Below are 26,784 nucleotides of genomic sequence, written 5' to 3'. Positions count from 1 at the left end.
GTCAATGTTGACTGACCGAGCGCGGCGCGAGCAAGATGTGGCGACGTGGAGCCGTCCGGCTCGCCGCGCCCCGGAGGAGTGAGCCGTGACCACCACCGACACGCCCAGCGTCCTGTTCGTCTGCGTCCACAACGCCGGCCGCTCGCAGATGGCCGCCGGGTTCCTCTCCGCGCTGTCCGGCGGTGCGGTCGAGGTCCGGTCGGCCGGGTCGGCGCCCGCCGCGCAGGTGAACCCCGTCGCCGTCGCGGCGATGGCCGAGGTCGGTGTCGACATCGCCGCCGAGCAGCCCAAGGTCCTCACGAGCGACGCGGTGCAGGCGTCCGACGTCGTCGTGACCATGGGCTGCGGCGACGCGTGCCCCTTCTACCCGGGCGTGCGCTACGAGGACTGGGCGCTCGACGACCCGGCCGGTCAGGGCATCGAAGCCGTGCGGCCGATCCGCGACGAGATCCGTCGACGCGTCGTCGGGCTGCTCGACTCGCTCGGCGTCCCGGTCGTCACCCCGTAGCGCAGCCCGGGTGCTCAGGCGGCGCAGCAGGCCGCGGGGGAGCGGTCCGCGGTCACGGCGACGCGCTGCTGCAGGGCGAGGGTGAGCGACCGGCGGGCGTCGGCGACCAGCCGCACGAGCGCACCGCGCCGCGGCTTCGGCGTGCGGGTCGCGGACGCCGTGCGCTCGCGGACGACCAGCGCGGCGGCGAGCGCACGGTCGAGCTCGCGCTGCCGCTGCTGGTGGAGCATGAGGTACAGCTCGGGGTGCATGTCAGGCCTCCGGCTTGCGTGCATGGACGATCGCGCCGTGCATGCCGTCCGCGACCTGGTGGGTGAACGTGACGGCGGTGTCGACGAACCCGGCGGCGGCCAGCCCGTCGAGGTACTCCTGCCGGGACAGCGCGCCGGCGATGCAGCCGACGTAGGAGCCGCGCTCGGCGCGCTGCTCGGGCGTGAGGTCGTCCTCGGCGACGACGTCGGAGATCCCGACGCGGCCGCCGGGGACGAGCACGCGGAAGACCTCGCCGAGCACGGCCGGCTTGTCGGGGGAGAGGTTGACGACGCAGTTCGAGATGACGACGTCGACGGACGCGTCGTCGAGCGGCAGGTCCTCGATCGTGCCCTGGTGGAAGGCGACGTTGGTCGCGCCGGCCCGCTCGGCGTTGGCGCGGGCGAGGGCGAGCATCTCCTCGGTCATGTCGACGCCGTGTGCGAAGCCGGTCGGCCCGACGCGCTTCGCGGACAGCAGGACGTCGATGCCCCCGCCGCTGCCGAGGTCGAGCACGCGCTCGCCCTCGCGGAGCTCGGCGACCGCCGTCGGGTTGCCGCACCCGAGCGAGACGAGCTGCGCCTCGACGGGGATGTCGGTCAGCTCGGACGGGTCGTAGAGCGCGGCACCGAACACCTGCGACTCGTCGCTCGGTCCGCAGCCGCCTCCGCCGCCGCAACAGCCGGCGTCGCCGCCGACCTGACGCGCCGCCTCGGCGTACTTCTCCCGGACCTGCTCGCGGATGTCGGACATCCCGCACCTCCTCATATCGATGAACGTCGATGTGCTCCGATCCTGCACCCACGCATCGATCACTGTCAATATCGACAACCATCGATTTCCAGTCATAGACTCGTCGCATGGCTGCCATGGATCTGCTGCCCGTCGTCTCCGAGCCCGCCGCGTGCTGCACGCCCGCCGCGGCACCGACCATCAGTGCGGACGACGCGACGCAGCTCGCCCGCACGCTCAAGGCGATGGCGGATCCCACCCGCCTCCGGCTCCTCTCGCTCATCGCGGCCCACGAGGGCGGGGAGGCGTGCGTGTGTGACCTCATCGAGCCCGTCGGGCTGAGCCAGCCGACGGTGTCGCACCACCTCAAGCAGCTGACGGAGGCCGGGCTCGTCACCCGGGAGAAGCGCGGGGTGTGGGCCTACTTCACGATCGTGCCCGGCGCGGTCGATGCCGTGACGCAGCACCTCGGCGCCCATCTGACGGTCCACGCGGAGGGCTGACGGGGGCGTCCGGACGTGGCGCGCGGCTGGCGCCGTCGTCCGATCGAGTCAATCTGACTCGATCTGGTTGCGCGCAGACCTCGGGACGACGCATAGTGTCAACATGACTCGAAGCGACGGCGGCACTGACACCCTCCCGAGCACCGCTCTGCTGACCGACCACTACGAGCTCACGATGCTCCGGGCCGCGCTGGCCGACGGCACCGCCCACCACCAGGCCGTCTTCGAGGCCTTCGCACGCCGACTCCCCGCCGGTCGCCGCTACGGCGTCGTCGCCGGGCTGGGCCGGCTCGTCGAGGCGATCCGGGCGTTCCGCTTCACCGACGCCCAGGTCGCGTGGCTCGAGGAGCAGGGGATCGCCGACGCGCGCACCGCCGCCTACCTGCGCGACTACCGCTTCACGGGTCAGGTCGACGCCTACCGCGAGGGCGAGATCTGCTTCCCCGGCAGCCCGGTCCTCACCGTGTCCGGCACGTTCGCCGAGTGCGTCGTCCTGGAGACGCTCGTCCTGTCGGTCCTCAACCACGACTCGGCGGTCGCGTCGGCGGCAGCCCGCATGGTCACCGCGGCGCGCGGCCGGACGCTGCTCGAGATGGGCAGCCGTCGCACCGGAGAGGCGTCGGCGGTCGCCGCGGCCCGAGCCGCGTACGTCGCCGGGTTCGACGCGACCAGCAACCTCGAGGCCGGCTTCCGGTACGGCGTCCCGACGCGGGGGACCGCGGCGCACGCCTTCACCCTCGCGCACACCGACGAGCGGGCCGCGTTCGCGTCGCAGGTCGCCGCGCTCGGCGCCGGCACCACGCTGCTCGTCGACACCTACGACACGCCCACCGGCATCGAGAACGCGGTCGCCGTCGCCGGCCCCGCCCTCGGTGCCGTCCGGATCGACTCGGGCGACCTGGCCGCGGAGGCCCGCGCCGCCCGCGCCCGGCTCGACGCGCTCGGCGCGACGAGCACCCGGATCGCGGTGACCTCGGACCTCGACGAGCACACGATCGACGCCCTCGCCGACGTCCCCGTCGACGTCTACGGCGCCGGGACGCGACTCGTCGGCGGGTCGGGCCACCCGACCGCGGGCATGGTCTACAAGCTCGTCGCGATCGCCGACCGGCCGGGCGCCGACGCCCCGCTGCGTCCCGTCGCGAAGACGGCGGCCGGCAAGGCGAGCACCGGCGGACGCAAGACGGCCTACCGCGAGCTCGACGCGCAGGGCCGCGCGGTCCGCGAGACGGTCGTCGTCGGCCCCCCGACGGACGCGCCGGGTCGCGCGCTGCAGGTCGCCGTGATCCGCGACGGGCACGTCGTGCACGCCCCGACGCTCGAGGAGGTCCGCACGCACCACCGCGGCGCCAAGGCCGAGCTCCTGCCGGCCGACCTCGACCTCACGGACGGGACACCGCGCCTCGCCGCCCAGCCTGCCGCCGACCTCGCCGGGAGCGCCGCGTGACCTTGCTCCCCGCCGCCCACCCCCGCACCTCCACGACCGACGCGCGCCGCGGGCGCGCGCGGGCCACCTGGCGCCGCACCGCGACGCCGCTCCTGGGAAGGACCGCAGCATGAAGAGCGCCCTCATCGTCGTCGACGTCCAGAACGACTTCTGCGAGGGCGGCGCGCTCGCCGTCGCCGGTGGGGCGGAGGTCGCCGCCCGGATCACCGACTACGTGAAGCGGCACGGCGCCGAGTACGACACGGTCGTCGCGACGCGCGACTGGCACGCACCGCTGCCCGACACCAACGACGGCCACTTCGCCGCCGACGGCGAGGCGCCGGACTACGTCACGACGTGGCCGGTGCACTGCGTCGCGGGCACGCGGGGCGCCGAGTACCACCCGAACCTCGTGCTCCCGGAGCGGACCGTGCACGTCGTCAAGGGCGAGTCGCGGCAGGACTACTCGGGCTTCCAGGGCCGCGTCGTCGACGCCCCCGACGGGCTCGGGCGGCTGGCCGACCTGCTCCTCGCCCGCAACGTCGCGCACGTCGACGTCGTCGGGATCGCGACGGACTTCTGCGTCGCGTCGACCGCGATCGACGCCCGCCGTCGCGCCGCGACCGTCGTCACGGTGCTGACCGACCTGACGGCCGCGGTGTCGGCGCCGACCGCGATCAAGGCCCTCACCGAGCTCACCGGGCGCGGCGTGCGGCTCGAGGAGTCGCGGTGAGCGGGGCGGAGGCGAAGGCACCCGACGGGTACGACGCGAGCGACTACCCGCCGTTCGCGGTGACCGTCGACCTGGCGATCTTCACGATCCGCGACGGGCACCTCAAGGTCCTGCTGGTGCAGCGGGCCGACGACCCGTACGCGGGCGCGTGGGCGCTGCCCGGCGGGTTCGTCGGCATCGACGAGGACGCGACGACGGCGGCGTGGCGCGAGCTCGCGGAGGAGACCGGGCTCGAGCGGTTCGACGGGCACCTCGAGCAGCTCGCGACCTACTCCGCGCCCGACCGCGACCCCCGCATGCGGGTCGTGTCCGTCGCGCACGTCGCGTTCGCGCCGAACCTGCCCGATCCGCAGGCCGGGTCCGACGCCGCCGCCGCGCACTGGTGGGACGTCGACGACCTGTTCCTGCCCGGCCTGACGCTGACCGGCGACCCGGCCGATGCGCCCGACCTGGCCTTCGACCACGCGCAGATCCTCACCGACGCGGTCGACCGCGTCGCCGCGAAGCTCGAGTACACGACGCTCGCGACCGCGTTCGTCGAGACGCCGTTCACGCTGTCCGAGCTCCGGCACGTCTACGAGACCGTGTGGGGCGTCCGGCTGGACCCCGGCAACTTCCGCCGCAAGGCCGAGACGGGCTCGCTCGCGACGAAGGACGCGGGCACCGACCCGCGCCCGACCGGCGGCCGTCGCGCCGCCGTCTACCGCCCCACCGGCACCGCCGCGCTGCAGCCGCCGATGCTGCGACCCGACGGCGCCCGCGCGAAGACCACCCCGACCACCGGAGGACCACGATGACCAGCCCGGCGACCCTGCGGGTCGCGCTCGCCCAGCTGCCCGTCCGCGTCGGCGACCTCGCCGGCAACCGCGCCGCGATCCGCGCCGCCGCCGCGTGGGCCGAGTCGGTCGACGCGGACGTGCTGCTCACCCCCGAGATGTCCGTGACGGGCTACCCCGTCGAGGACCTGCTCGCCGAGCCCGGGTTCGTCGACGCCGCCGCGCGGTCCGTCGACGACCTCGCCGCCACGTCCGGCCACGTCGCCACGGTCGTCGGGGCGCCGCTGCCGACCGACCGGCTCCCCGTCGCCGGCGGGGCGCGCACCCTCGGGTCGACGCTCGACGCGGTCGTCCGGCCCCTGCGCAACGCCGCCGCGGTGCTCGCCGACGGCCGCGTCCAGGGCGCGCACGCCAAGATCCTGCTGCCGACGTACTCGGTGTTCGACGACGCGCGGCACTTCGGCGCCGGACGCCGCGACCAGGCGCTGTTCGCGGTCCCGACACCGCACGGCCCGGTCACCGTCGCGCTGCTGGTGTGCGAGGACGTGTGGGACCCGACTCTCGTCGCCGAGGTCGCCGCCGCGGGTGCGCAGGCGGTGCTCGTGACCAACGCGAGCCCGTACGAGGTCGGCAAACCCGCACGGCGGCTCGCCGTGCTGCGGGCCGCGGCCGTCGCGGGCGCCGTCCCCGTCGCCTACGTCAACGCGTCCGGCGGGCAGGACGAGGTCGTGTTCGACGGCGGGTCGCTCGTCGTCGACGCCGACGGGCAGCTGCTCGCCCGCGCCGCCGCGTTCACGGCCGACCGGCTGGTCCTCGACCTGCCCGTCGCACCCGCACGGCCCGTGACGCGCGACGTCGTGCAGGTCGACCGCGGGGCCGTCCCGTCGCGCCGGTCGCTCGCCGCACCGACCGTCGCACCGCCGCTCGACCCCCACGACGAGGTCTGGACCGCGGTCGTCACCGGCTTCCGCGACTACTGCACGCGCGTCGGCCTGCCCCGGGTCGTCCTCGGGCTGTCCGGCGGGGTCGACTCCGCGCTCGCGGCCACGATCGCGGTCGACGCGCTCGGCCCGGACGCCGTGCGCGGTGTCGGCATGCCCGGCCCGTACTCGTCGGAAGGCTCGGTCGACGACGCCGCCGCGCTCGCCACGAACCTGGGCATCCGGTTCGACGTCGTCCCGATCGCCGACGCGTACGCCGAGCGCAGGACGGCGCTGGCGGACGTGGTCGGCGGCCCCGGCACCGGGGTCGACCCGGTCGCGTGGGAGAACCTCCAGGCTCGGCTGCGCGGCACGACCCTTATGACCATCGCCAACGCGACCGGTGCGCTCGTCTGCTCGACGGGCAACCGCTCGGAGAGCGCGGTCGGCTACACGACGCTCTACGGCGACACGTGCGGCACCGCGCCGAACCCGCTCGGCGACCTGCTCAAGACGGACGTCGTCGCCGCCGACGGCCGGCTCGTGCCCGGCGTCTACGGCCTGTGCGCCTGGCGCAACGCGCGCGCGGTCACGGCCGGCGAGGTGCCGCCGATCCCCGCGTCGACGCTCACCAAGCCCCCGTCGGCAGAGCTCGCACCCGACCAGCAGGACTCGGACTCGCTGCCGCCGTACGACGTGCTCGACCCGCTGCTGCTCGCGTTCCTCGAGGACCGGAGGGGCCCCGACGACCTCGTCGGCGACCTCGTCGCCCGCGGGCACGACCGCGCCGCGGCGACCGCGACCGTGCGGCACGTCCTCGGGCTCGTCGACCGCAGCGAGTTCAAGCGCCGCCAGGTGCCGCTGCGGATCAAGATCAGCCGTGTCGCGTTCGGCCGCGACCGCCGGATGCCGCTCGCGACGCACTGGCGGCACGTCCCGACGCCGGTCGCGGAGCCGTCGCGCAGCGCGGTCTGAGGCGTCGTCAGAGCAGCTCGCGCAGCACCGTCGCCTGGTTGTGGTCGGGGTCCTTCGCGCCGTACACGAGGGTGACGACGTCGTGCGTCGCGACGACCTCCCGCAGCCGGTCGAGCGCCGGGTTGGTCGCGAGCTCCCCCCGGTAACGGCGGGCGAACTCGTCGAAGAGCGGCTCCTCGTGGTGGAACCACCGCCGCAGCTCGGTCGACGGCGCGACGTCCTTCAGCCACACGTCGACCGCGGCCCGCTCCTTCGTCAGGCCGCGCGGCCACAGCCGGTCGACGAGGACGCGCAGCCCGTCGTCGTCGGAGGGCTCCTCGTAGACACGGCGCACGCGCACGCTCACACCCCCATCGTGCCGTGTGGGCGCCGGGTGCGAGCATCGGCGCTGCCGGACGACCCGCGACGACGCCGCCCGCGCACGGCTGCACCGACGCACGTCCCGCACGACCGCGACGCAGTGCGGCGCGACGCACGACCCGCGACGCTCGACGACGAGGAGACGCCATGACGACGTTCGGCCCGACCGACGACCTGCGCGACGCCGAGTTCCGCGACACCGACCTGCGCGGTGCGCGGTTCGTGGGCGCCGACCTGTCCGGCGCGGTGCTGCGCGGCGTGCAGGTCGAGAACGTCGAGATCGACGCCCCCTGGCTGCCCGACGGCGACGTGCTCCTCGTCAACGGCGTCGACGTGATCCCGTTCGTCGAGGCCGAGCTCGACCGCCGGTTCCCCGGCCGCTCGACCCGGCGCGCCGCCGACCCCGACGGGCTGCGCGACGCGTGGGACGTCCTGCAGCGCACGTGGGACGCGACGCTCGCGCGCGTCGCCGCGATGCCCGACGGGACGCCCGACGTGTCGGTCGCGGGCGAGTGGTCGTTCGCGCAGACCCTGCGCCACCTCGTCCTCGCGACCGACGCGTGGCTCGGCCGGTCGGTCCTCGGCCTCGACCAGCCGTTCCACCCGCTCGGCCAGCCCGGTCCGCAGGCGGAGGACGACGGGCTCGACCTGTCGCTCTTCACGACGACGACGCCGACGTACGACGAGGTGCTCGCGGTCCGCGCCGACCGGGTCGCGCTGGTGCGCGACTTCCTGGCGACGGTCACCACCGACGACCTCGCCGCGCAGCACCCGCACCCGTGGGCACCCGAGTACCCCGAGACGACCCTGTCGTGCCTCCACGTGATCCTCGAGGAGGAGTGGGAGCACCACCGGTTCGCGGTCCGCGACCTCGACGCGATCGGGTCGTCGCAGACGTGACCGAGGCCGCGCCGGGGTGTCCGGGCGCGGAAATGTGCTGGCCAGGAGCGCCCCGGGGCGCGCACAGTACCGGGGCGCTGCGCGTGACCGCGCGCGCGGCGACCACACGTGACGGCCACGACGCGCCGCGGAAGGAGGAGCCCGTGCACGACCGCACGAACCGCTGGTCGGGACGCGACGTCTGCGCGTCCGACGCGCTCGTCCTGCACCGCACCCTCGACCGCACGACCGACCGCCCGGAGCAGCGCGGTCGCCTCCTGCGCCCTTCGTCGACCTGACGCCCCCCCGCGTCGACGACGGGCCGTTCCCCTCCCCGGGGGCGGCCCGTCGTCGTTCGTCCGGCCGACCCCCGCACACCACGCGCCGCGCCCCTCCCGGCTCTCCACGCCAGGTCCGGCAGGCGCCGCAGCCCGCCCCACCTGCTTCACCCCGCCGCCCTCGACCACCACCCCGGGAGGAGACCGCCATGGTCCGCATCGTCAACCAGTCCCTGACCGCCACCCACGCGCCGATCTCCGACGCCGACGCCCGCCGCGCCGCCCGGCGCCTCGCCCGCACGGCCGCCCGCAACCCGTTGCGCCGCGTCCGCGTCGACTGCGAGCCGCACGCGGTGCGCGACCCGCTCGCGACGCTCGGCGACCGCGTCTGGTGCGACCGGCACGCCGACTGGGCGACGGTCGTCGAGGTCACCGAGTAAGCCCCACGAGCCCGCACCCACCACGACACGACCCAGCACGACGACGGTCCGAGGGACCACGAGAGAGGAGGTGACCCCGGTGTCCGGCGTCCTGGTCCTGAACGCGGGCTACGAGCCCCTGCACCGGGTGAGCCTGCAGCACGCCGTGCGGATGCTGCACCGGCGGGTCGCGGTCGTCGAGGAGGCGGTCGCGGGCAAGCGGTTCGGGCAGTACCCGCTGCCCGCGGTCCTGCGGCTGGTCCGGTACGTGCAGATGCGCTGGCGGCACCGGACCGGCGCACCCCCGTGGTCGCGGGCCGGTGTGCTGCGGCGGGACGGCCAGGTCTGCGCCTACTGCGGGGCACGGGGGGCGAGCACCGTCGACCACGTGATGCCGCGGTCGCGGACCGCCGAACCGAACACGTGGCTCAACACGGTCGCGTGCTGCGGTCGGTGCAACAACCGCAAGCGTGACCGGACGCCCGAGGAGGCCGGTATGCGGCTCCGGTACGCGCCGCGGGTGCCGACCCACGCCGAGCTCCTCGACCTCTGACGACGGACCGCTCTCCACGAGGAGGGCGGTCCGTCGCCGTGCGCACCGGGTGCTCCCGGTCGAGGCGGTCAGCCCGCCGCGGCGCGTGCCTGCGCGAACGGCAGCCGGTCGAAGACGATCGTCATGTGCGTGATGCGCCCACCGGCGACGCGCACGCACTCGGCGCCCGGCGCGTGCCGGACGAGCGTCGAGTCGGTGTCGTAGAGGACGACGGCGGTGTCGTCGTCGCCGAACGCGCCGAGGATCTCGGTGCGGGTGGTCGACGTCGCGAACGGGCCCATGAACGCGCGGAACGCGTCGATCCCGGTCACGGGCCCGCCGGGGGAGTCGCAGACGACGTCGTCGGCGACGAGCGCCATGGCGGCGTCGACGTCGTGGCTGCTCCACGCGCGGTGGTAGTCGAGGGCGGTCTGCAGGGCACGTCCGGTCATCGGGGCCTCCTGGTCGTCGGGACTGGCACTCGTACCGACACCGGGAGGACGGCGGTCGGAACGGTCTCGTACGGTCCGGTGTCATGGAGCCGGTCGGCACGACCCTGGACGCGGCACGCGCGGGCGACGAGGACGCGTTCGCCGCGCTCACCGGTCCGCACCTGCGCGAGCTGCACGTGCACTGCTACCGGATGCTCGGCTCGCTCGACGACGCCGACGACGCGCTGCAGGACGTGCTGCTCGCCGCGTGGCGCGGCCTGCCGACCTTCGCGGGGCGCTCGTCGGTCCGCACCTGGCTCTACACCATCGCGACCCACCGGTGCCTCAACGTGCTGCGCGCCGGCCGTCGACGACCCGCCGAGGTCGCCCTGCCGTTCGACGCCCCGCCGCCCGACGCGCTCGACGACCCGACGACGCTCCAGCCGTACCCCGACGCGTGGCTGCCGGCCGCCCCCGTCACGCACGGCCCCGACGCCCGGTGGGACGCCGCCGAGTCGATCGAGCTCGCGTTCGTCGCGGCGCTGCAGGCGCTGCCGCCGCGGCAGGTCGCGGCCGTCGTCCTGGCCGACGTGCTCGGGTTCGGCGTCGCCGAGTGCGCCGCGATGCTCGACATGACGCCGACGGTCGTCAAGGGGCTGCGGCAGCGCGGGCGGACGTCGCTCGCGGCGGCACGCGCGTCGTCGCGGACGGGCGGTGACGTGGACCTGGCGGTCGCCCGGCGGTTCGCGCGCGCGCTCGAGTCGGGCGACGTCGACGCGGTCGTCGCGCTGCTGACGGACGACGCGTGGCTCGCGATGCCGCCGCTGCCGCACGTCTACCGGGGCCGGGAGCACGTCGCGGCGTTCCTGCGCGCGGCGGCCGGGTGGCGCACCGGACGCACGCTCACCCTGGCGGAGACCGCGGCGAACGGACGGCCCGCGTTCGTCGGTGAGCTCACCGACGCCACCGGGGTGGTGCGGCCCGCGGGCGTGTACGTCGTCACGACCTGCGGCGGCCGCGTCGCGTCCGCGACCCGGTTCCTCGACGACGGGGTCGCCGGACGGTTCGCCGCGCCGTGCCCCCGACCGTGACGCTCGGGTGGTGGGCGGCGTGCGGTGGCAGGATCCCCGCGTGACCGACAGCCCGACGCCGCCCACGCCGCCCGCCGAGCACGTGCTCGTCCCGATGACCGCCGCGCACTGGCCGCAGGTCGCGGCGATCTACGCGGCCGGGATCGCGACGGGCCAGGCCACGTTCGCGACCGACGTGCCGACCTGGGACGAGTTCGACGCGGGCAAGCGTGCCGGGCTGCGGTGGGTCGCCCTCGACGGCGGCACCGTGCTCGGGTGGGTCGCGGTGTCGGGGGTGTCGACCCGGGCCGTGTACTCCGGCGTCGTCGAGGTGTCCGTCTACGTGGACCCGGCGGCGCGCGGGCGCGGCGTCGGGCGGGCCCTGCTCGACCGCCTGCTCGCCCAGGCGCCCGCGCACGGGGTGTGGACCGTGCAGGCGGGCGTCTTCCCCGAGAACGCCGCGAGCCTCGCGCTCCACGCCGCGGCCGGGTTCCGCGTCGTCGGCACGCGGGAACGCCTCGGCCTGATGACGCACGGGCCCGCCGCCGGTCGCTGGCGCGACGTCGTCCTCCTGGAGCGGCGCCTCGACGGCTGACGCGCCCGCTCGTCGACGCCCGCGCGGCGACGGCCGACGCGCCCGCTCGTCGACGCGCGGGCGGCCGCCCCGCCACGAAGGCGGCCCGACCTCACCCGCCCTCCGCTTGACGGCCGCCCCGGCGCGGGTTTGCCTGACGACGTCGGCACGGGGGAGAGCGAGGTGGCGATGTCCGGGCAGCACGTCGCGTACTGGGACGCGCAGGCGGCGTCGTACGACCGGGTCACCGCATGGGCGGAGCGGCGGCTGCTCGCCGACGCGCGCGCGTGGGTCGGCGCACGGGCCCACGGGCGGACGCTCGACGTCGGTGTCGGCACGGGCGCGAACCTGCCGCACCTCGTGGGGCACGCCGACAGCCTCGTCGGCGTCGACCAGAGCGCCGCGATGCTGGACCTCGCGCGGCGCCGGGCGCGGTCGCTGGGTGCGGACGTCGAGCTCGTGCAGGGCGACGCGGCCGCGCTGCCGTGGCCCGACGCGTCGTTCGACACCGTCGTGTGCACCTTCGCGCTGTGCTGCGTCGACGACGAGGTCGCGGTGCTGCGCGAGCTCGCGCGTGTCGTCCGGCCCGACGGGGCGGTGCTGCTGGCCGACCACGTCGAGTCGTCGGCGGGGATCGTCCGTGCAGGTCAGCGCGTCCTCGAGGCCGTCGAGCGGCGCCACGGCGAGCGGTTCCGGCGACGCCCCCTCGTGCGGCTGCCCGAGGCCGGGCTCGCCGCGCTCGAGCACGAGGCGTCGCGCTACCGGCTCGTCGAGCGCGTCGCGGCCCGCCGGGAGCGCCGCAAGCGCCGCGCCTGAACCGCCGTCCGGCGTCAGGAGCGCGCGGGCGGGGACGTCCGGAGCGGCTGCTCGAGGAGCGTGTTGCGGTGCGTGCCGAAGTCGCGCTCGCCGACCGCGGTGAACCCCTGGCTCTCGTAGTACCGGCGCAGCGCGGGGTTGCTCGTGCGGCAGTCGAGGCGGAACAGCCCGACGCCGGCGTCACGGCCGCGGGCGGCCGCCCAGTCGAGGAGCGCGCTGCCGAGGCCGTCGCCCGAGCGGCGGCGGGCGACCATGAGGCCGTGCACGTAGACGGCGGGCGTCGGGTCGTCGCCCCAGAAGTCCGGGTCGGACCACAGCAGCCGGATCGTCGCCGCGAGACCCTCGTCGTCGCGCACGACCCACCACTCGCCCGCGTCGACCTGCTGCGCGACGCGCTCGCGGGGGAGGGACCCGCGGGGCCACTGGTCGACGCCGCGGTCCGCCATCCAGTCCTCGAGCGCACGCCGCAGCGCGTGGAGGTCGTCGACGTCGGTCGGCCGGGCGGGGACGGGGGTCACAGGCACGCCACGACGATAGGCGGGTGACGGCTCGGCACGCGTGCGACGACCGGCGGCGCAGGCGCGCAGGGGCACCAGCCGGGGCAGCCGTCGCCCGTCCGGGGCAGCCGCTGGCCCCTGCAGCCGCTGGCCGGGTCGGCCGCTGACACGCAGCCGCTGGCCGGGTCGGCCGCGAGCCGCGGCAGCCGCCGCCGGGCCGGTCAGCCGCTGCGCGGCGCGTACATGATGATCGCGACGCCCAGCAGGCAGACGAGCGCGCCGGCCACGTCGTAGCGGTCGGGCCGGAAGCCGTCGACGAGCATCCCCCACAGCAGCGACCCGGCGACGAACACGCCCCCGTACGCGGCGAGGATGCGCCCGAAGTGCGCGTCGGGCTGCAGCGTCGCGACGAACCCGTACACGCCGAGCGCCATGACGCCGGCGCCGATCCACACCCAGCCGCGGTGCTCGCGCACGCCCTGCCAGACGAGCCACGCGCCGCCGATCTCGGCGACCGCGGCGGCGGCGAACAGGACGAGGGACCTCACGACCGTCACGCGCGCAGTCTGGCAGCCGGATCGGTCGGCGGACCGGAGGTCGAGCGGGTCACGACGCGTGCGTGCGCGCCCCGAGGTGCAGGTCGAGGCCGAGCCAGCGCGCGAGGTCCTCGAGCTCGTCGGCGACGTCGGCCCGCACGGCGGGCCGCCACGGGCCGTCCTCGTGCACGGCGTGCACCTGAAGGACGCCCGCGGCGTGGTCGGCGGTCGCGTCGACCTTGCCGACGAGCCGGTCGCCGTGCAGCACGGGGAGCGCGTAGTAGCCCCAGCGGCGGGCGGCGGCGGGCTTGTACATCTCGAGCGCGTAGTCGAACTCGAAGAGCTCGGCCATGCGCTTGCGGTCCTGGATCAGCCGGTCGAACGGCGACAGGAGCGCGGTGCGCCCCTCGAACGGCACGTCGAGCAGCGTCGGGTCGACGCGCCACTCGCCGCGCACGCCCTCGACGACCGCGGGCTCGCCCGCCTCGCCGACGTCGACCGGCTCGACCGGGCACTCCGGTCCGCGGGCGCGCGCGATGCCGAGCGCGTGCAGCCGTCGCTCGTCGCGCTGCCGCCGCGCCTCCTCGACGGGCACGGGCGGGTCGTCGGGGTAGATGCGCTCGGCCAGGTCCCACAGCCGGTCGCGCCCGCGGCGACCTGCGGCGGCGACCTCGCCCGCCTGCACCATGAGGTCCAGCATCATCGGGACGTTGCGGTCCCGGTTCCAGCCGCTCGACCGCCAGGGGCGGACGGTCGTGTCGGGCAGCTCGCGCGCGGTGAGCGGCCCGTCACCGCGCAGCGCGTCGAGGATGTCCTGGCGGCACGCCGCGTTGTCGCGCAGCCAGCGGGCCTGGGAGTGCGCCCACGCCTTCGCGTCCGGGCCGGGCCACGCGGCCATCTCCGCGGTGTAGAGCGCGAGGTCCTCGGCCGGGCGGATCATGCCCTGCACGTCGACGAGCGTCTGGTCGTGGACCGCGTCCGCGAGCTCGTCGGGGTCGTACCGCGACCCGATCCGGCTCCAGAGCACGAGGTCGGCACTCGGCGCGACGGCCTTGGTGTGGTCGACCTGGAGCATCGTGAGCCCGCGCACGACGGCCAGCACGTCGGTCGGCCGCGGCGCGGTCAGCAGCTGCGCGCGGACCGCGACGCGGCGGGCGTCGGCGCGGGACAGGTGGTGCACCGCACCGACGCTACGACGCACCTCCGACACACGGCGTGGGCGGGGGTTCGAGGAGGCCGGGGCGGTCGACGGCGACGCCGTGGTGGCCGGCGGCGGTGGCCGACGACGACGCCCGGGCCGACCGCGTCCCGCGTCGGGGTCAGACGGTGACGTCGACCGCCCGGTCCGGGAGGCTCGGCGGGTCCGCCGGCCGCCGTGCGGTCGCACGACCGACGACGAGCAGGGCGAGCAGCGCCGGGACCCACCCGTACAGCAGCCCCGCGGCGCCGCCGTCGGTCGGGCCGTAGAGCAGCGTCTGCTGCACGTACCAGCGGCCGTCGCCGACGGGGTCCAGGCCCAGGCCGACGAGCACGGTCGGGATCGCGCCGACGAGCGCCGCGACGACGCAGGACAGCCACACGGCCAGGAGCAGGACGAGCCGCCCGTCGGGCAGCGTCGTGGTGCGGACCGCGACGTAGGTGAGCGCGCCGGCGATCGTGCCGACGAGCGCCCCGCACACCAGCAGCGCCCCCGGCGACGCGTCGGCGGCGGTCGTCACGGGCGCGAGCCAGTCGGCGACCGTGGAGACGGTGGCGGCGAGCTCGGAGCGCGCGGTCGTGACGTGCTCGGCGACGGTGCGGTCGACCCACCCGTGCAGCCCGGCGGCGACCGCCCACCCGAGGCCGGTGACGGCGCCGACCACGACCGCGGCGCGCAGCGCCCCGGAGGCCAGCGCGTGGGCGGTCTCCGGCGCCGCGTCGCCGGCGGCCCGCTCCAGCCGCCGGGCGAGCGCGACAGTCGCGAGCCCGACGACCCAGCCGTAGGTCGCGCCCCAGGCGGCGCCGACCCGGACCGGGTCGAGCATCGCGACGCGCAGCGTCGGGACGAGGCCCTCGTGCTGGAGCACCGGGGACAGGATCGTGACCGACGAGACGAGCACCGCGACGACGCCGCCGACGGCCGCAGCGAACCAGACGGCGAGCACGCGCGGCGCGAAGCCGGTGCGCGTGGCGCCGGCGCCGGGGAGGGCGAGCGCGGCCACCGCGACGACCAGCGCGACGGCGGCGGCCACGTGCCACGGCTCGAGGACGCCGTACTGCACCAGGGAGAGCCCGGACGTGGCCGGTGCGACGAAGCCGACGACCCCGGCCGGCACCCCCGCACGCACGAGCAGCGCGTGCACCGCGGCAGCCCCCAGCCAGAGGGCGAGGGAGAGGAAGCCCGCGACGAGCGCAGGCAGGAGTGTCCGCTTCGACAGCATTTGCGCGACGCTAGCAGCGGGCGGGACGCCGGACGGCCGAACCCGATCTCACGTCCCCCCGTCAGGTGAACGGTGATCCGACGGGCGTCGACGACCGGGCGGGTGCCGCGCCCGGTCGCGTCCGGGGCGGCGTCGCGAGGCGGGCGACCCGCGTCCCGACCGGGAGCGGGCTCAGGACGGGGCGCGCGTGCCGGCCTTCCAGTAGCCGCAGAACGTGACGTGCGACTTGGGGACGCCGCGCTCGTCGACGAGGAACCGGCGGGTGCCGGTCGCGAGCCGGGACTCGCCGACGGCGAAGGCGGCGACGGTGCCGTCGGGCCACGCGAGCGCGCGCAGCGCGGCGAGGGCGAGGTCGCCGACCGGCTCGCCGCCGGTACGGGGGAGCCAGTGGACGGTCACGCCGTCGGGGGCGTCGACGGGCTGGGCGTCGGCGGCGTCGATGAGCTCGACGAACGCGTCGCCGACGGTGTCGCGCGGGAGGTCGCGCAGGATGCCGGCGATCGCGGGCAGGCCGCTTTCGTCGGCGACGAGCAGGACGCGGTCGGCGGGCACATGCACCCACCCGCAGCCCTGGTCGATCAACGCGACGTCGACGCCGGGCTGCACGGCCTCGGCCCACGGGCCGCCGACGCCGACGGGCCCGTGGCACACGAAGTCGATGTCGACCTCGGGCGTGCCGTCGGGTCCGTCGGGGCGGTGGTCGCGGATCGTGTAGCTGCGGATCACCGGCCGGGTGGCCTTCGGCAGCGTGAGGAAGCGCAGGTAGGCGCGGGTGTCGAACCGGTCGGACATGTTGTCGAACCGGGTGTCGTCGCGCACGGGGACGGCGAGCCGGACCCACTGGTCGAAGCCGCGGTACTCGAACCGGCGCAGGTCCTCGCCGCCCAGGGTCACGCGGACCATGTGCGGCGTGACGCGCTCGGCGCGGACGACGGACGCGTGCACCAGGCCGCTCGGGGCGTGGGTGACGGCGATCTGGGGCACGGTGAGCTCCGGAGCTGGGTGACTGAGGCTCGCCTAACTTAGCCATGCCTCACCGGCGCGCCAAGAGCCGTCTCAGCGTCCGCCCAGACCGTCGCCGGTGGCCTCACCTGCGTCGCCGCCACCGAAAATCCCGAAAACACCGAAACCCATTGCGGCCCGATGGCGTGCTATGTCACGCTCGCCAGCAACCTCGCATTCTCAACGTAGAGAGGCGTTTCGGACGTGAGATCTTCCCGCGTGGCACGCAGGCGTGCCGTGGTTCCCTCCTTGACCGCACTCGCCGTCGTCGCCGTCGGGCTGATCCCCGTCGCCGCCGCGGCCGTCCCCGGCGACGAGACCCCGCAGAGCAGCCTCGGCTACCCGACGTTCCGCGGCTCCGACGCCCCCGTCCCCCCGACCGGCGTCGACTACGCGCCGTCGCCCTACCTGCAGCGCGTGTTCGACGCCGACGTGGCCGCGGGCGCAGGCAGCGCGCCGGGGAACGACTTCTGGGTCGACCGCACCCTCGCGCGCACGGGCCCGGCGTTCGACGGCACCGAGAACCTCGTCGCGTTCACGCGCGGGCGGGCCGTGTTCATGAAGACGCACCAGCCGGCGCGGCTCGGGTGGGACGGCGACGTCGCCTACTGGGAGTCACTCGGCGGCGGCGGGGCGTTCACGTTCACCGTCCAGGCCGACGGCGCGGCGGTCACGCTGACCGAGCAGGCGTCGCAGCGGCGGCAGACCCCGTCGTACTTCCAGTCGGTGTTCACGGGCGGCGGGCTGCGGCTCACGCAGACGAAGTTCATCACCGACCAGGACGTCATGGTCGCGAGCGTCAACGTCACCGACACCTCGGGCGCCGCACGGACCATCCGCCTCTCCGCCACCTCGCCGCAGGCGGGCACGGTCGAGGGCGACGAGCTCGTCGGGACCGTGCGGGCGTTCAACAACCTCACGACGATCACGCCGCGCCTGTCGGGCGACGGGTTCACCGCCGACCCGGGCGCCGCCGCGCTGGTCCGCGACCTCGCCGTCCCGGCCGGCGGCTCGGCCACCACGAAGCTGCAGCTCGGGATGCTCACCGACGAGCGCCCCGAGTCGGCCGCCGAGTACGCCGCCTACCGCGCCGCGAGCCCGGCCGAGGCGTTCACGACGCACGTCACCGCCTACAACCGGTGGTGGGCTCTCAACATCCCCTATCTCGACACACCGTCGGACGACATCGACAAGACGTTGCTCTACCGCTGGTGGCTCATGCGGTTCAACTACCTCGACGCGGACATCCCGGGGAACGACTACCAGTTCCCGACGTCGATGGAGGGCGTGCTCGGCTACAACAACGCGATCGTGCTGACGGTCGGGATGTTCGTCGACGACCTCAAGTACTTCCGCAACCCGACGTACGCGTACGGGCCGGCGCTCGCGGTCGGCGAGACGTCGAAGCGCGGGAAGTTCGTCGACAACCCCGGCGACCCCGCCAACTGGTCCAACTCGTACACGCAGTACATCACCGAGGCCGCGTGGCGGGCGTACGAGCTGCACGGCGGACCGGGCGCGATCGGCTCGACGCTCGGGCAGCACTCGATGGACGACGTCGAGGGCCTGCTGGACGCGTACGACGGCAACGGGAACGACCTCATCGAGTACTCGTGGGGCGCGATGACGGGCAACGACGCCGACGCGGTGTCGTTCCACTGGCCCGGGCACGGCGCGAACATGGACCGCGCCGAGAGCGCGTACCTCTACTCGAACGCGAAGGCCGCGGCGGAGTTCTTCCGCGTCGCGGGGCAGACCGAGAAGGCCGACCACATGGAGGCGCTCGCCGGGCGCGTCAAGGCCGCGGTCCTCGAGCACCTGTGGGAGCCGGCGCAGACGACGCCCGACAAGGTCGGCCTGTACGGGAACCTGCTCAAGCACCGCATGACGCAGGACGGGACGCTCAACCCGTACAAGGAGATCAACAACTACTACCCGTTCACCGTCGGCCTCATGCCGAAGCCCGGTGACCCGGACGACGACCAGCCGTACACCGAGGCGCTGCGCCTGTTCGCCGACGCCGACCAGTACCCGGTCTTCCCGTTCTTCACGGCGAACCAGGTCGACAAGGCGGACTCGCCCGAGGAGGGGTCGAACAACTTCTCCGTCATCAACTCGACGGTGCTGTTCCGCATGTTCTCCTCGGTGCTGCGCGACTACCCGACGGACTACGTGACGCCGGAGATGTACAAGCAGCTCCTCTACTGGAACGCCTTCGCGCACTACCAGGGCGGCGACAACCGGCTGCCGAACCAGAACGAGTTCTGGGCGAACGGCTCCGCGGCCGACGGCGGCTCGATCGGCTACCGGTCCTGGATCCACCACACGATCCTCGGCGCGACGAACTTCACCGTCATCGAGGACGCGATGGGCCTGCGCAGCCGCGCCGACGGCAAGATCGAGCTCGACCCGATCGACATCGACTGGCCGTGGTTCACCGCGAACAACGTCCGGTACCACGACCGCGACCTCACGGTCACGTGGGACGAGACGGGCGACCACTACGGCGACGACGTGCCCGCGGGGTACTCCGTGTTCCTCGACGGCGCGCTCGCGTTCACGGTCGACGACCTGTCGCACGTCGTCTACGACCCGGCCACCGGGTCCGTCGAGGTGCTCGAGGGCGAGGCGGCCGTCGTGACCGCGAACGCCGCCGACCTCGCGACGGCCTCCGACGTGCGCTTCGCCGACGGCGACCGCGTGGTCGACGTGTTCGCCAAGGCGGGCACCGACATCGCGACGGAGTCGACGGGCTCGTCGAACCTCGCCGCGGGCCGCCCGGTCACCGCGTCGTTCTCGGCCACGGGCCGCGCACCCGAGGGGGCCGTCGACGGGACGACCGTCAACGAGCCGTTCTGGGGGACGGTGGGATCGCCGAACGCGTCGGACTCGATCGAGGTCGCGCTCGACGGCACGCAGGCCGTCGACGACGTCCGCGTCTACTTCTACCGCTCGTCGTCCAGCGCCACCGTGCAGGGGTACGCGGCACCCGAGGTGTTCACGGTCGAGTACCGCGACGCCGACGGCTGGCACCCGGTCCCCGGGCAGGCCAGGTCGCCCGTCTACTCGACGGCGAACCTCAACCGCGTGCAGTTCCCCGAGGTGCAGGCTGACGCGCTGCGCGTGACCGTCCAGCACGCCGCGGGCTTCCGCACGGGCGTCAAGGAGGTCCAGGCCTTCGCGACGGGCGTCGAGGCCCCGCCGTCGACGAACGCCGCGCCGAAGGTCACGGTCTACCAGGACCCGACGTTCGACCAGCCCGCCCAGGTCCGGCTGGTCGGGACGGTGTCCGACGACGCGCAGCCGTCCGGCACGCTCACGTCGGCATGGACGGTCGTGAGCGCGCCCGAGGGTGCGCAGGCCGTCGTCGCGTCGCCCGCGCAGGCCACGACCGTCGTGCAGCTCGACACGACCGGCCGGTACGTCCTGCGGCTCACGGCGTCCGACGGCGAGCTCTCGACGAGCCGCGACGTCACGGTCGACGCCGAGGTCAGCGGCACCGCCAAGACGAACGTCGCGCCCGACGCCACCGCGTCCGCGTCGGCCGTCACCGGCTGGAACCGCGTCGCCGCGGTCAACGACGGCCTCGCGTCCTACCCGGTCGCCGCCGAGTCCGACGCGTGGGGCACGTGGGGCACCGCCGCCGGTGCGGGCAACACGTACTGGGCCCGGCTGACCTGGCCCGAGCCCGTGCGGGTCGACGAGTCGCGGATCCTGTTCCACTCCAACCGCGACCCGGGCGGCGTCCTGCCGCCGTCGTCGTGGTCGCTCGAGTACCTCGCGGGCGACGGGACGTGGCAGCCGGTGCCGGACCCGAGCGGCTACCCGACCGAGGACGGGTCGTTCAACGCCGTCACGCACGGGGCGGTCACGACCACGTCGCTGCGCGCGACGCTCGTCCGCAACGGGTCCTCCTACCCCGGCATCATCGAGTGGCAGGCGCTCGCGGAGGAGCCCGTCGCGGTCGAGGACGTGTCCGTCCGGACGCTCGTCGGCGTCGCGCCGGTGCTGCCGCCCGCCGTGGAGGTCGTCTTCGCCGACGGCTCCCGCGTCGAGCGGGCGGTCGACTGGCAGAACGTCCCCGCCGACGCGTACGCCGCGCAGGGCGAGTTCACGGTCCCCGGCTTCGTCGCCGGCACCGCGAAGCTGGCCCGTGCGACGGTCTTCGTCCGGCCGACCGACGCCGTGCAGATCAACACCTTCGAGCCCGCCGCGGTGACCACGGTCGCCGGGACCGCCCCGGTGCTGCCGGCCCGCGTCGTCGCGACGTACAACGACGGCTCCGAGGCGTCGCTGCCGGTCACGTGGGACGCGGTCGACCCGTCGTCGTATGCCGCGGCCGGGGAGTTCACCATCGAGGGCACCGTCCCCGGCACGGACAAGCGGCCGACGGCCGTCGTCACCGTGACGTCGGGCGCCCCGCAGGCACCCGTGGTCACGCTCACCACCGACCCGGAGCGTCCGGCGTCCGGCTGGTTCACCGGCCCGGTCGACGTGACGGTCTCCGCGACCGACGACTCCGACCCGTCGCCGACGGTCGAGGCGCAGGTCGACGGGGGTGCGTGGACCGCCGTGACCGGACCGGTCACGGTCAGCGGCGACGGTCGGCACACCGTCCGCGGCCGGGCCACGGACTCCGGCGGGCTCGGGTCGCCGGTCCAGTCCGCGGCGGTCGACATCGACGGCACCGCACCCGTCGTCACCGCGTCCTTCGACGAGTCCCGGCGCCGCCTCACCCTGGCGACGACCGAGACCGGCTCGGGCGTGGCGTCGGTCGAGTACCGCGTCGACGGCGGTGCGTGGACGGCGTACGGCACGGGCGCGACGATCGCCACGGCGGCGACCGTCGAGCACCGGGCCACCGACCGCGCGGGCAACGTGTCCGCGGTCGGGACGATCGAGGTCCCGGCGCCCGACCCGAACGCACCCGTCAACATCGCGCCCAACGCAGCCGTGAGCGTCTCCGCCACGACCACGTGGAACCGCGCGGCCGGCATCACCGACGGCGTCGCGACCCACCCCGTCACGTCGCAGGCCTCCGCGTGGGGCACCTGGAACATCGCGGGCGACACGCAGTGGGCGCGGCTCGACTGGCCGGCTCCGGTCACGACCGACACCAGCCGGCTGCTGTTCTTCGACGACGGCGGCGGCATGCGCGCCCCCGCGTCGTGGACGCTCGAGTACCTGCTGGACGACGGCGTGACGTGGGCGCCGGTACCGGACGCGTCGCCGTACACGACGACCGTCGGCCAGCTCGACACCGTCACGCACGCCCCGGTCACCACGACCGCGCTGCGCGCCACGCTGACGAAGCCGCCGACCGGGTACGTGGGCATCGTCGAGTGGGAGGTCCTGAGCGCGCCCGTCGCGGCGACGGTCCTCACCGTCCCGACGGACCCCGTCACCGCCGGGGACGCGTTCGACGTGACCCTCACGGGCGGCACGCCGGGCACCGCGTACGCGGTCACGGTCGAGCCGGGCGCGGTCGCGCTCGGGACGCTGGTCACCGACGCGCAGGGTGCCGGGACGCTGCGCACGACCCCGCTCCCGCGGGATCTCGCGGGCGGGTCGTACACCGTCCGGGCCGCCGCGGGTGACTCCGTGGTCGAGGCGCCGCTGACCGTGGTCGCCGGACCGGGCGAGGCCGTCGTCACCGCCGGGTCCGTCGAGGTCCTCGGGGTGCCCACGGTCGGGCAGGTCCTGCTCGCGCAGACCGCCGGCTGGGGGCCCGAGGGCGTCGAGCTCGCGTACCAGTGGTCGGTCGGCGGCAAGGCCGTCCGCGGGGCCACGGGTGCGGAGTACACGCCGACCCAGAAGGACCTGGGCAAGACCGTCACGGTCGAGGTCACCGGGTACCGGGAGGGCTGGGAGAGCACGTCCGTCACCTCGGAACCCACCGCGGCGGTCGTGAAGCCCACCGTCCAGGCCGGGACAGTCGCCATCGCCGGGACCGCCGTCGTCGGCGGCACCGTGCGGGCGCAGACCTCGGCCTGGGCGGACGGCGTGAGGCTCGAGCACCGCTGGCTGCTCGACGGCACCGCCGTCAAGGGCGCGACGTCGAGCAGCTGGAAGGTGCCCGCGTCGGCCGCCGGGCGGGTCCTGACGGTCGAGGTCCGCGGCAGCGCCGCCGGCCACGAACCGTCGACCTGGGCGTCGTCGCCGCCGACCACGGTGCAGTCCGGCACGCTCACGGCCCGCGACGTGCGGATCGCGGGGACGGCCCGGCCGCTGTCCGTCGTGACCGCGCTGCACGGGGCGTGGGGGCCGTTCCCGGTGCACCTGTCGTACCAGTGGTTCGTCGACGGCGAGCCCGTGAAGGGCGCGACCGCACCCGTGTACCTCGTGCGCACCGCTGACCGCGGCGCCGTCCTCACCGTCGAGGTGACCGGCACCAAGGACGGCTACACCCCGACCACGCGCACCTCCGACGGCATCAAGGTGGGACGTTGACCATGACCACGCACCAGACGACGCGCAGGTCCGTCGCCGCCGCGCTGGCCGTGGCCCTCGTCGCGACGGCGGTGGCGGCCTGGCCGTCGGCCGCCGTCGCGGCGGACCCGCCGCCGCCCACGCGGTCCTTCCACACCGAGGGCAACCCGATCCTCGGAGACGGGACCTACTACTCCGCCGACGCGGCCCCGCTGTCGGTCGACGGCACGCTCTACGTCTACGCGGGGCACGACGAGGCCGCCGAGCAGCAGGGCGGCTTCGCGATGCACGACTACCAGGTGTTCGCGACCGACGACCCGTCGTCGGGCGACTGGGATCTCTACGCCGACAACCTGGACCCCGACGAGGTGTTCTCGTGGGCGACGGGTGACGCGGCCTTCGCCGGGCAGGTCACGACCGGCGCCGACGGCCGCTTCTACTGGTACGCACCCGTGCAGTGGGAGAACACGGCCGTGCCGAACCGCATGGCCATCGGTGTCGCGGTCTCCGACTCGCCCGTCGGGCCGTGGACCGACGCGGTCGGCGCACCCCTGCTGACCTGGACCGACGTGTTCGGGTCGTCGACGAACGGGCAGGAGGTCATCGACCCGCACGTCTTCACCGACACCGACGGCTCCGTCTACCTGTACTGGGGGTCGTGGTCGGTCGCACGCGTCGTGAAGCTCGACCCGTCGATGACCGCGCTGGCAGGGTCGATCCAGACGATCCCCGGGCTCACCGGCTTCTTCGAGGCGCCGTGGGTGTTCGAGCGGTCGGGCACCTACTACCTGGCGTACGACTGGAAGCAGGGCGGGTCGAAGTGCACGCCGTCGAACTACCAGGCGTGCATCGCCTACGCGACGGCCCCGTCGGCGCTCGGCCCGTGGACCTACCAGGGGATCATCCTCGGCGGCACGTCCGCGACGACCGTGCACCCGTCGATCGTCGAGCACGAGGGCCGCTGGTGGATCACGTACCACACCAAGGACGCGGTGGGCGGTGGGCACTTCCGCCGGTCCGTCGCGATCGACGAGGTCCACTTCGACGGGTCGCGCATCCTGCCCGTGCAGCAGACGCTCGCCGACGACCCGGACTTCCGGCTGACGGACAACGTCGCGCTCGCGGCGACCGCGTCGGCGTCGTTCACCGAGCAGCCGCCCATGCGGCTCGGCGCCGTCAACGACGGTTTCCGCCGCACGACCGCGCTGCTGCCGCCCGACCAGTGGGGCAACTACCGCGGCACGACGTCGTCGCACCCGTCGGACTGGGTGCAGTACACGTGGGACGCGCCCGTGCGGACCGGCTCGGTGGGCATCGAGCTCCACCGCGACGGCAACTGGATCCGGCAGCCGTCCTCGTGGGTCGTCGAGTACCTCGACGACGCGGGCGCGTGGCGGCCGGTGACCGGCGCGACCTACCCGACGGCGACCGACACCTGGCACACCGTCACGTTCGACACGGTCTCGACGACCGCGCTGCGTGCGACGTTCCGCGGGCTCGAGGAGGGCCCGTACGTGCACTCCGTGTCCGTCTCGGAGTGGGAGGTGTATGCGGTCGCGGCCGACGCGCTGCCGTCCGTGACCGTCGCGACGCCCGTCGGGACCGCACCGTCGCTGCCCGCCGCTGTCCGGGCGACTTACGGGGACGCGTCCGCGTGGGTGCCGGTCAACTGGCGGCCCGTCGATCCGGCGGACTACGCCGGCGAGGGGACGTTCACGGTCGAGGGCCGCGCGCTCGGGCAGAAGGCCAAGTACGTGACGGCGACCGTCCGCGTGGGCGGGACCGTCGACCCGGGCGGCGACGACACGACGGCGCCCGTCGTCTCCGTGTCGGCGTCCGGCACGTCCGGCGAGGACGGGTGGTTCTCGTCACCCGTCACCGTCCGGGTCGCGGCCGACGACGACACGTCCTACCTCACGACGATCGAGACGCGCGTCGGCGACGGCGCGTGGACCCCGACGGCCGACGCCCGGCACGTCGACGTGCCCGTCACCGCGCAGGGCGAGACGGTCGTCAGCGGCCGGGCCACCGACGCGGCCGGCAACACGTCCGCCCAGGTCAGCCGGGCCGTGAAGGTCGACACCGGCGCCCCGGCGGTCACGGCGGTGCTGGTCCCCGCCACCCGGGCGGTGACCGTCGGCGCCACCGACACCCTGTCCGGGGTGGCGGCGGTCGAGTACCGGTTCGACGGCGCCGGCGACTGGGTCACGGCGGCCGACGGGGCCGTCGTCGAGGCGCCCGACATGCTCCCGCACGAGCTCGTCGTCCGCGCCCGCGACCGCGCGGGCAACACCGCCACGGCCACCGTCAGCGTCCCGCTCGGCGACGGCGCGTCGCTCACCGGCAACGTCGCCCCGTATGCCACCGCCTCGGCGTCCTTCACCTCCGGGTGGGAGAACGTCGCCGGCATGAACGATGGCACCACCGCCTGGGGCGAGGACGACGCGTCGAAGTACGGCGCGTCGTGGGGCACGTGGGACCGCGTCGGGGAGCAGTGGGCGCAGCTCACGTGGGACTTCGACGTGACCGTCGACCGCGCGAATGTCTGGTGGTACCAGAACGTCCCCGACGCGCAGAACGAGGGTCTGATCGCGCCGAGGTCGTGGGTCCTGCAGTACCTCGACGCGGACGGGACGACGTGGCACGACGTCACGCTCACCTCGGGCGAGTACGCGCGCACGTCGACCGGGTTCGTGCCGGTCGGGTTCGACGCCCTCACGACGCGCGCGCTGCGGATCGTCGCCCAGTCGTGGGGTGCCGCCGCCGGGCAGGGGTCCGTCGGGATCCACGAGTGGCAGGTCGGGGCAGCGGAGGCTGCCGGGGTCGTGACTCCGGCGGCGCCGACGTTCACGCCGGCCGAGGTCTGCTCCGACGGCGAGCCCGAGAAGGCGCGCGTCGTGATCCCGTCCACCGACGGTGTCGTGTACTCGATCGACGGCACCGACGTGACCGGCACGGTCGAGGTCGCGGCCGACGCCCGTGTGGTGGTCACCGCCCGCGCCACCGACGGGTACACCCTGGCCGACGGCGCGACGACCGAGTGGGAGCAGCAGTTCACCGCTCCTGACTGCCCGGTCGAGGACGTCGTGGTCACGCCGACCGCACCGGCCTACACCGGCCCGGTCTGCACCGACGGCGAGCCGGGTGACGGGTCGGTCGCGGTGCCGACCGTCGACGGCGTCGAGTACCGCGTCGACGGCTCCGCGGTGACCGGCACGGTCGCCGTCGCGCTCGGGTCGCTCGTCACGCTCAGCGCGGTCCCGCTCGACGGGTACGCCTTCCCGGCGGGTCCGCAGGCGGTGTCGTGGGCCTTCCGGGTCGACGCCCCCGACTGCTCGCCCGCGACCGCCGTCGTCCCGGGGTCCGTCGCGCTGAAGGGCAAGGCGCGCGTCGGCGACACGCTCACGGTGTCGACGAAGGGCTGGCAGCCGCAGGGGATCCGCCTCGCGTACACGTGGTTCGCCGACGGGGTCCGCCTCGACGGCGTCACCGGTGACCGCCTCCAGGTGCCCGCAGCACTGGAGGGGACGTCGGTCACCGTCAAGGTCACGGGCTTCGGCACCGGACTGGTCACGGCGTCGGCCACCTCCGACCCCGTCGGCCGGGTCCTCCCGCCGAAGACGGGCTGGGACTGGCCCTGGTCGGGCGGCGGCTGGCGCTGGCCGTGGTCCTGACCCACCCGTGACCGACGCGGGGTGGCCGGCGGAGAGGGCCGGCCA

24 protein-coding genes are annotated in these 26,784 nt (G+C 74.8%); 15 read left to right on the top strand and 9 right to left on the bottom strand.

The features are described from left to right. Positions 1-148: 148 nt before the first annotated feature. The gene (locus tag GXP71_RS12680) at positions 149-508 is read left to right on the top strand and encodes an arsenate reductase ArsC (RefSeq protein ID WP_238402753.1); all 360 of its coding nucleotides are present in this window, start codon (positions 149-151) and stop codon (positions 506-508) included. Between the two features lie 14 nt (positions 509-522). On the opposite strand, the gene GXP71_RS12675 is transcribed toward GXP71_RS12680, so the two are convergent. Together GXP71_RS12675 and arsM are read right to left on the bottom strand one after the other, a co-directional pair. Next, complete coding sequence (locus tag GXP71_RS12675) at positions 523-759, bottom strand: hypothetical protein (RefSeq protein WP_162352936.1); 237 nt, start codon at positions 757-759, stop codon at positions 523-525. 1 nt (position 760) lies between these two features. Continuing rightward, entirely contained in the window at positions 761-1,510 is a 750-nt protein-coding gene (gene arsM, locus GXP71_RS12670; protein WP_162352935.1) for an arsenite methyltransferase, read from the bottom strand. Positions 1,511-1,617: 107 nt separating this feature from the next. On the opposite strand from arsM, the gene GXP71_RS12665 reads away from it, so the two are divergent. The 5 genes from GXP71_RS12665 to GXP71_RS12645 all read left to right on the top strand — a co-directional run bounded on the left by GXP71_RS12665 (position 1,618) and on the right by GXP71_RS12645 (position 6,822). Next, on the top strand, positions 1,618-1,992 hold the full coding sequence (locus tag GXP71_RS12665) for a helix-turn-helix transcriptional regulator (RefSeq protein WP_162352934.1): 375 nt from the start codon (positions 1,618-1,620) through the stop codon (positions 1,990-1,992). A gap of 103 nt (positions 1,993-2,095) precedes the next feature. Next, a complete protein-coding gene (locus GXP71_RS12660; protein WP_162352933.1) occupies positions 2,096-3,439 on the top strand; it encodes a nicotinate phosphoribosyltransferase in 1,344 nt (447 codons plus the stop codon). 109 nt (positions 3,440-3,548) lie between these two features. Beyond that, a complete protein-coding gene (locus tag GXP71_RS12655; RefSeq protein ID WP_162352932.1) occupies positions 3,549-4,151 on the top strand; it encodes an isochorismatase family protein in 603 nt (200 codons plus the stop codon). Further along, a complete protein-coding gene (locus GXP71_RS12650) occupies positions 4,148-4,948 on the top strand; it encodes an NUDIX hydrolase (RefSeq protein ID WP_162352931.1) in 801 nt (266 codons plus the stop codon). The genes GXP71_RS12655 and GXP71_RS12650 overlap by 4 nt, the downstream gene beginning before the upstream one ends. After that, positions 4,945-6,822, top strand: a complete 1,878-nt coding sequence (locus GXP71_RS12645) for an NAD+ synthase (protein ID WP_162352930.1) — start codon at positions 4,945-4,947, stop codon at positions 6,820-6,822. The genes GXP71_RS12650 and GXP71_RS12645 overlap by 4 nt, the downstream gene beginning before the upstream one ends. A 7-nt stretch (positions 6,823-6,829) precedes the next feature. Here the strand turns inward: GXP71_RS12645 and GXP71_RS12640 are convergent, their stop codons facing one another. Next, positions 6,830-7,168, bottom strand: a complete 339-nt coding sequence (locus tag GXP71_RS12640; protein WP_162352929.1) for a DUF488 domain-containing protein — start codon at positions 7,166-7,168, stop codon at positions 6,830-6,832. Between the two features lie 161 nt (positions 7,169-7,329). Between GXP71_RS12640 and GXP71_RS12635 the strand changes: the two genes are divergently transcribed. The 4 genes from GXP71_RS12635 (at position 7,330) to GXP71_RS12625 (ending at position 9,311) form a co-directional block, all read left to right on the top strand. Continuing rightward, entirely contained in the window at positions 7,330-8,082 is a 753-nt protein-coding gene (locus tag GXP71_RS12635; RefSeq protein ID WP_162352928.1) for a DinB family protein, read from the top strand. Between the two features lie 143 nt (positions 8,083-8,225). Then, a complete protein-coding gene (locus GXP71_RS20515; protein ID WP_255490119.1) occupies positions 8,226-8,360 on the top strand; it encodes a hypothetical protein in 135 nt (44 codons plus the stop codon). 188 nt (positions 8,361-8,548) lie between these two features. Next, complete coding sequence (locus tag GXP71_RS12630) at positions 8,549-8,779, top strand: hypothetical protein (protein WP_162352927.1); 231 nt, start codon at positions 8,549-8,551, stop codon at positions 8,777-8,779. 79 nt (positions 8,780-8,858) lie between these two features. Continuing rightward, complete coding sequence (locus GXP71_RS12625) at positions 8,859-9,311, top strand: HNH endonuclease (RefSeq protein WP_162352926.1); 453 nt, start codon at positions 8,859-8,861, stop codon at positions 9,309-9,311. A 68-nt stretch (positions 9,312-9,379) separates the two neighbouring features. On the opposite strand, the gene GXP71_RS12620 is transcribed toward GXP71_RS12625, so the two are convergent. Then, a complete protein-coding gene (locus tag GXP71_RS12620; protein ID WP_162352925.1) occupies positions 9,380-9,742 on the bottom strand; it encodes a nuclear transport factor 2 family protein in 363 nt (120 codons plus the stop codon). Positions 9,743-9,825: 83 nt separating this feature from the next. On the opposite strand from GXP71_RS12620, the gene GXP71_RS12615 reads away from it, so the two are divergent. From GXP71_RS12615 to GXP71_RS12605, 3 genes are all read left to right on the top strand, one after another. Beyond that, a complete protein-coding gene (locus GXP71_RS12615; protein ID WP_162352924.1) occupies positions 9,826-10,812 on the top strand; it encodes an RNA polymerase subunit sigma-70 in 987 nt (328 codons plus the stop codon). Positions 10,813-10,906: 94 nt separating this feature from the next. Continuing rightward, positions 10,907-11,386 (top strand): GNAT family N-acetyltransferase, encoded by a 480-nt coding sequence (locus GXP71_RS12610; protein WP_162354340.1) that lies wholly within the window; start codon positions 10,907-10,909, stop codon positions 11,384-11,386. Positions 11,387-11,554: 168 nt separating this feature from the next. Next, positions 11,555-12,181 carry a class I SAM-dependent methyltransferase gene (locus GXP71_RS12605; protein ID WP_162352923.1) on the top strand — a complete coding sequence of 209 codons (627 nt, stop codon included), beginning with the start codon at positions 11,555-11,557 and terminating at the stop codon, positions 12,179-12,181. Between the two features lie 14 nt (positions 12,182-12,195). Here the strand turns inward: GXP71_RS12605 and GXP71_RS12600 are convergent, their stop codons facing one another. The 5 genes from GXP71_RS12600 to GXP71_RS12580 form a co-directional block, all read right to left on the bottom strand. Continuing rightward, the gene (locus GXP71_RS12600) at positions 12,196-12,705 is read right to left on the bottom strand and encodes an N-acetyltransferase (RefSeq protein WP_238402400.1); all 510 of its coding nucleotides are present in this window, start codon (positions 12,703-12,705) and stop codon (positions 12,196-12,198) included. A gap of 194 nt (positions 12,706-12,899) precedes the next feature. After that, entirely contained in the window at positions 12,900-13,235 is a 336-nt protein-coding gene (locus tag GXP71_RS12595; RefSeq protein WP_162352922.1) for a YnfA family protein, read from the bottom strand. A gap of 49 nt (positions 13,236-13,284) precedes the next feature. Further along, complete coding sequence (locus GXP71_RS12590) at positions 13,285-14,394, bottom strand: DNA glycosylase AlkZ-like family protein (protein ID WP_162352921.1); 1,110 nt, start codon at positions 14,392-14,394, stop codon at positions 13,285-13,287. A gap of 139 nt (positions 14,395-14,533) precedes the next feature. Then, the gene (locus tag GXP71_RS12585) at positions 14,534-15,634 is read right to left on the bottom strand and encodes a hypothetical protein (RefSeq protein ID WP_162352920.1); all 1,101 of its coding nucleotides are present in this window, start codon (positions 15,632-15,634) and stop codon (positions 14,534-14,536) included. Positions 15,635-15,805: 171 nt separating this feature from the next. Continuing rightward, positions 15,806-16,618, bottom strand: coding sequence for a siderophore-interacting protein (locus GXP71_RS12580; protein WP_162352919.1), 813 nt, complete (start codon positions 16,616-16,618; stop codon positions 15,806-15,808). Positions 16,619-16,885: 267 nt separating this feature from the next. On the opposite strand from GXP71_RS12580, the gene GXP71_RS12575 reads away from it, so the two are divergent. Both GXP71_RS12575 and GXP71_RS12570 read left to right on the top strand, forming a co-directional pair. After that, positions 16,886-23,086, top strand: coding sequence for an Ig-like domain-containing protein (locus GXP71_RS12575; RefSeq protein ID WP_238402399.1), 6,201 nt, complete (start codon positions 16,886-16,888; stop codon positions 23,084-23,086). 2 nt (positions 23,087-23,088) lie between these two features. After that, positions 23,089-26,739 (top strand): family 43 glycosylhydrolase, encoded by a 3,651-nt coding sequence (locus GXP71_RS12570; RefSeq protein ID WP_162352917.1) that lies wholly within the window; start codon positions 23,089-23,091, stop codon positions 26,737-26,739. The last annotated feature ends 45 nt before the right edge of the window (positions 26,740-26,784 follow it).

The sequence above is a fragment of the Cellulomonas sp. H30R-01 genome, assembly GCF_010119915.1.
Lineage (GTDB): Bacteria > Actinomycetota > Actinomycetes > Actinomycetales > Cellulomonadaceae > Cellulomonas > Cellulomonas algicola.
The sequence above is the reverse complement of the archived record's forward strand: the minus strand, read 5'-3'. Positions and strand labels throughout refer to the sequence as shown.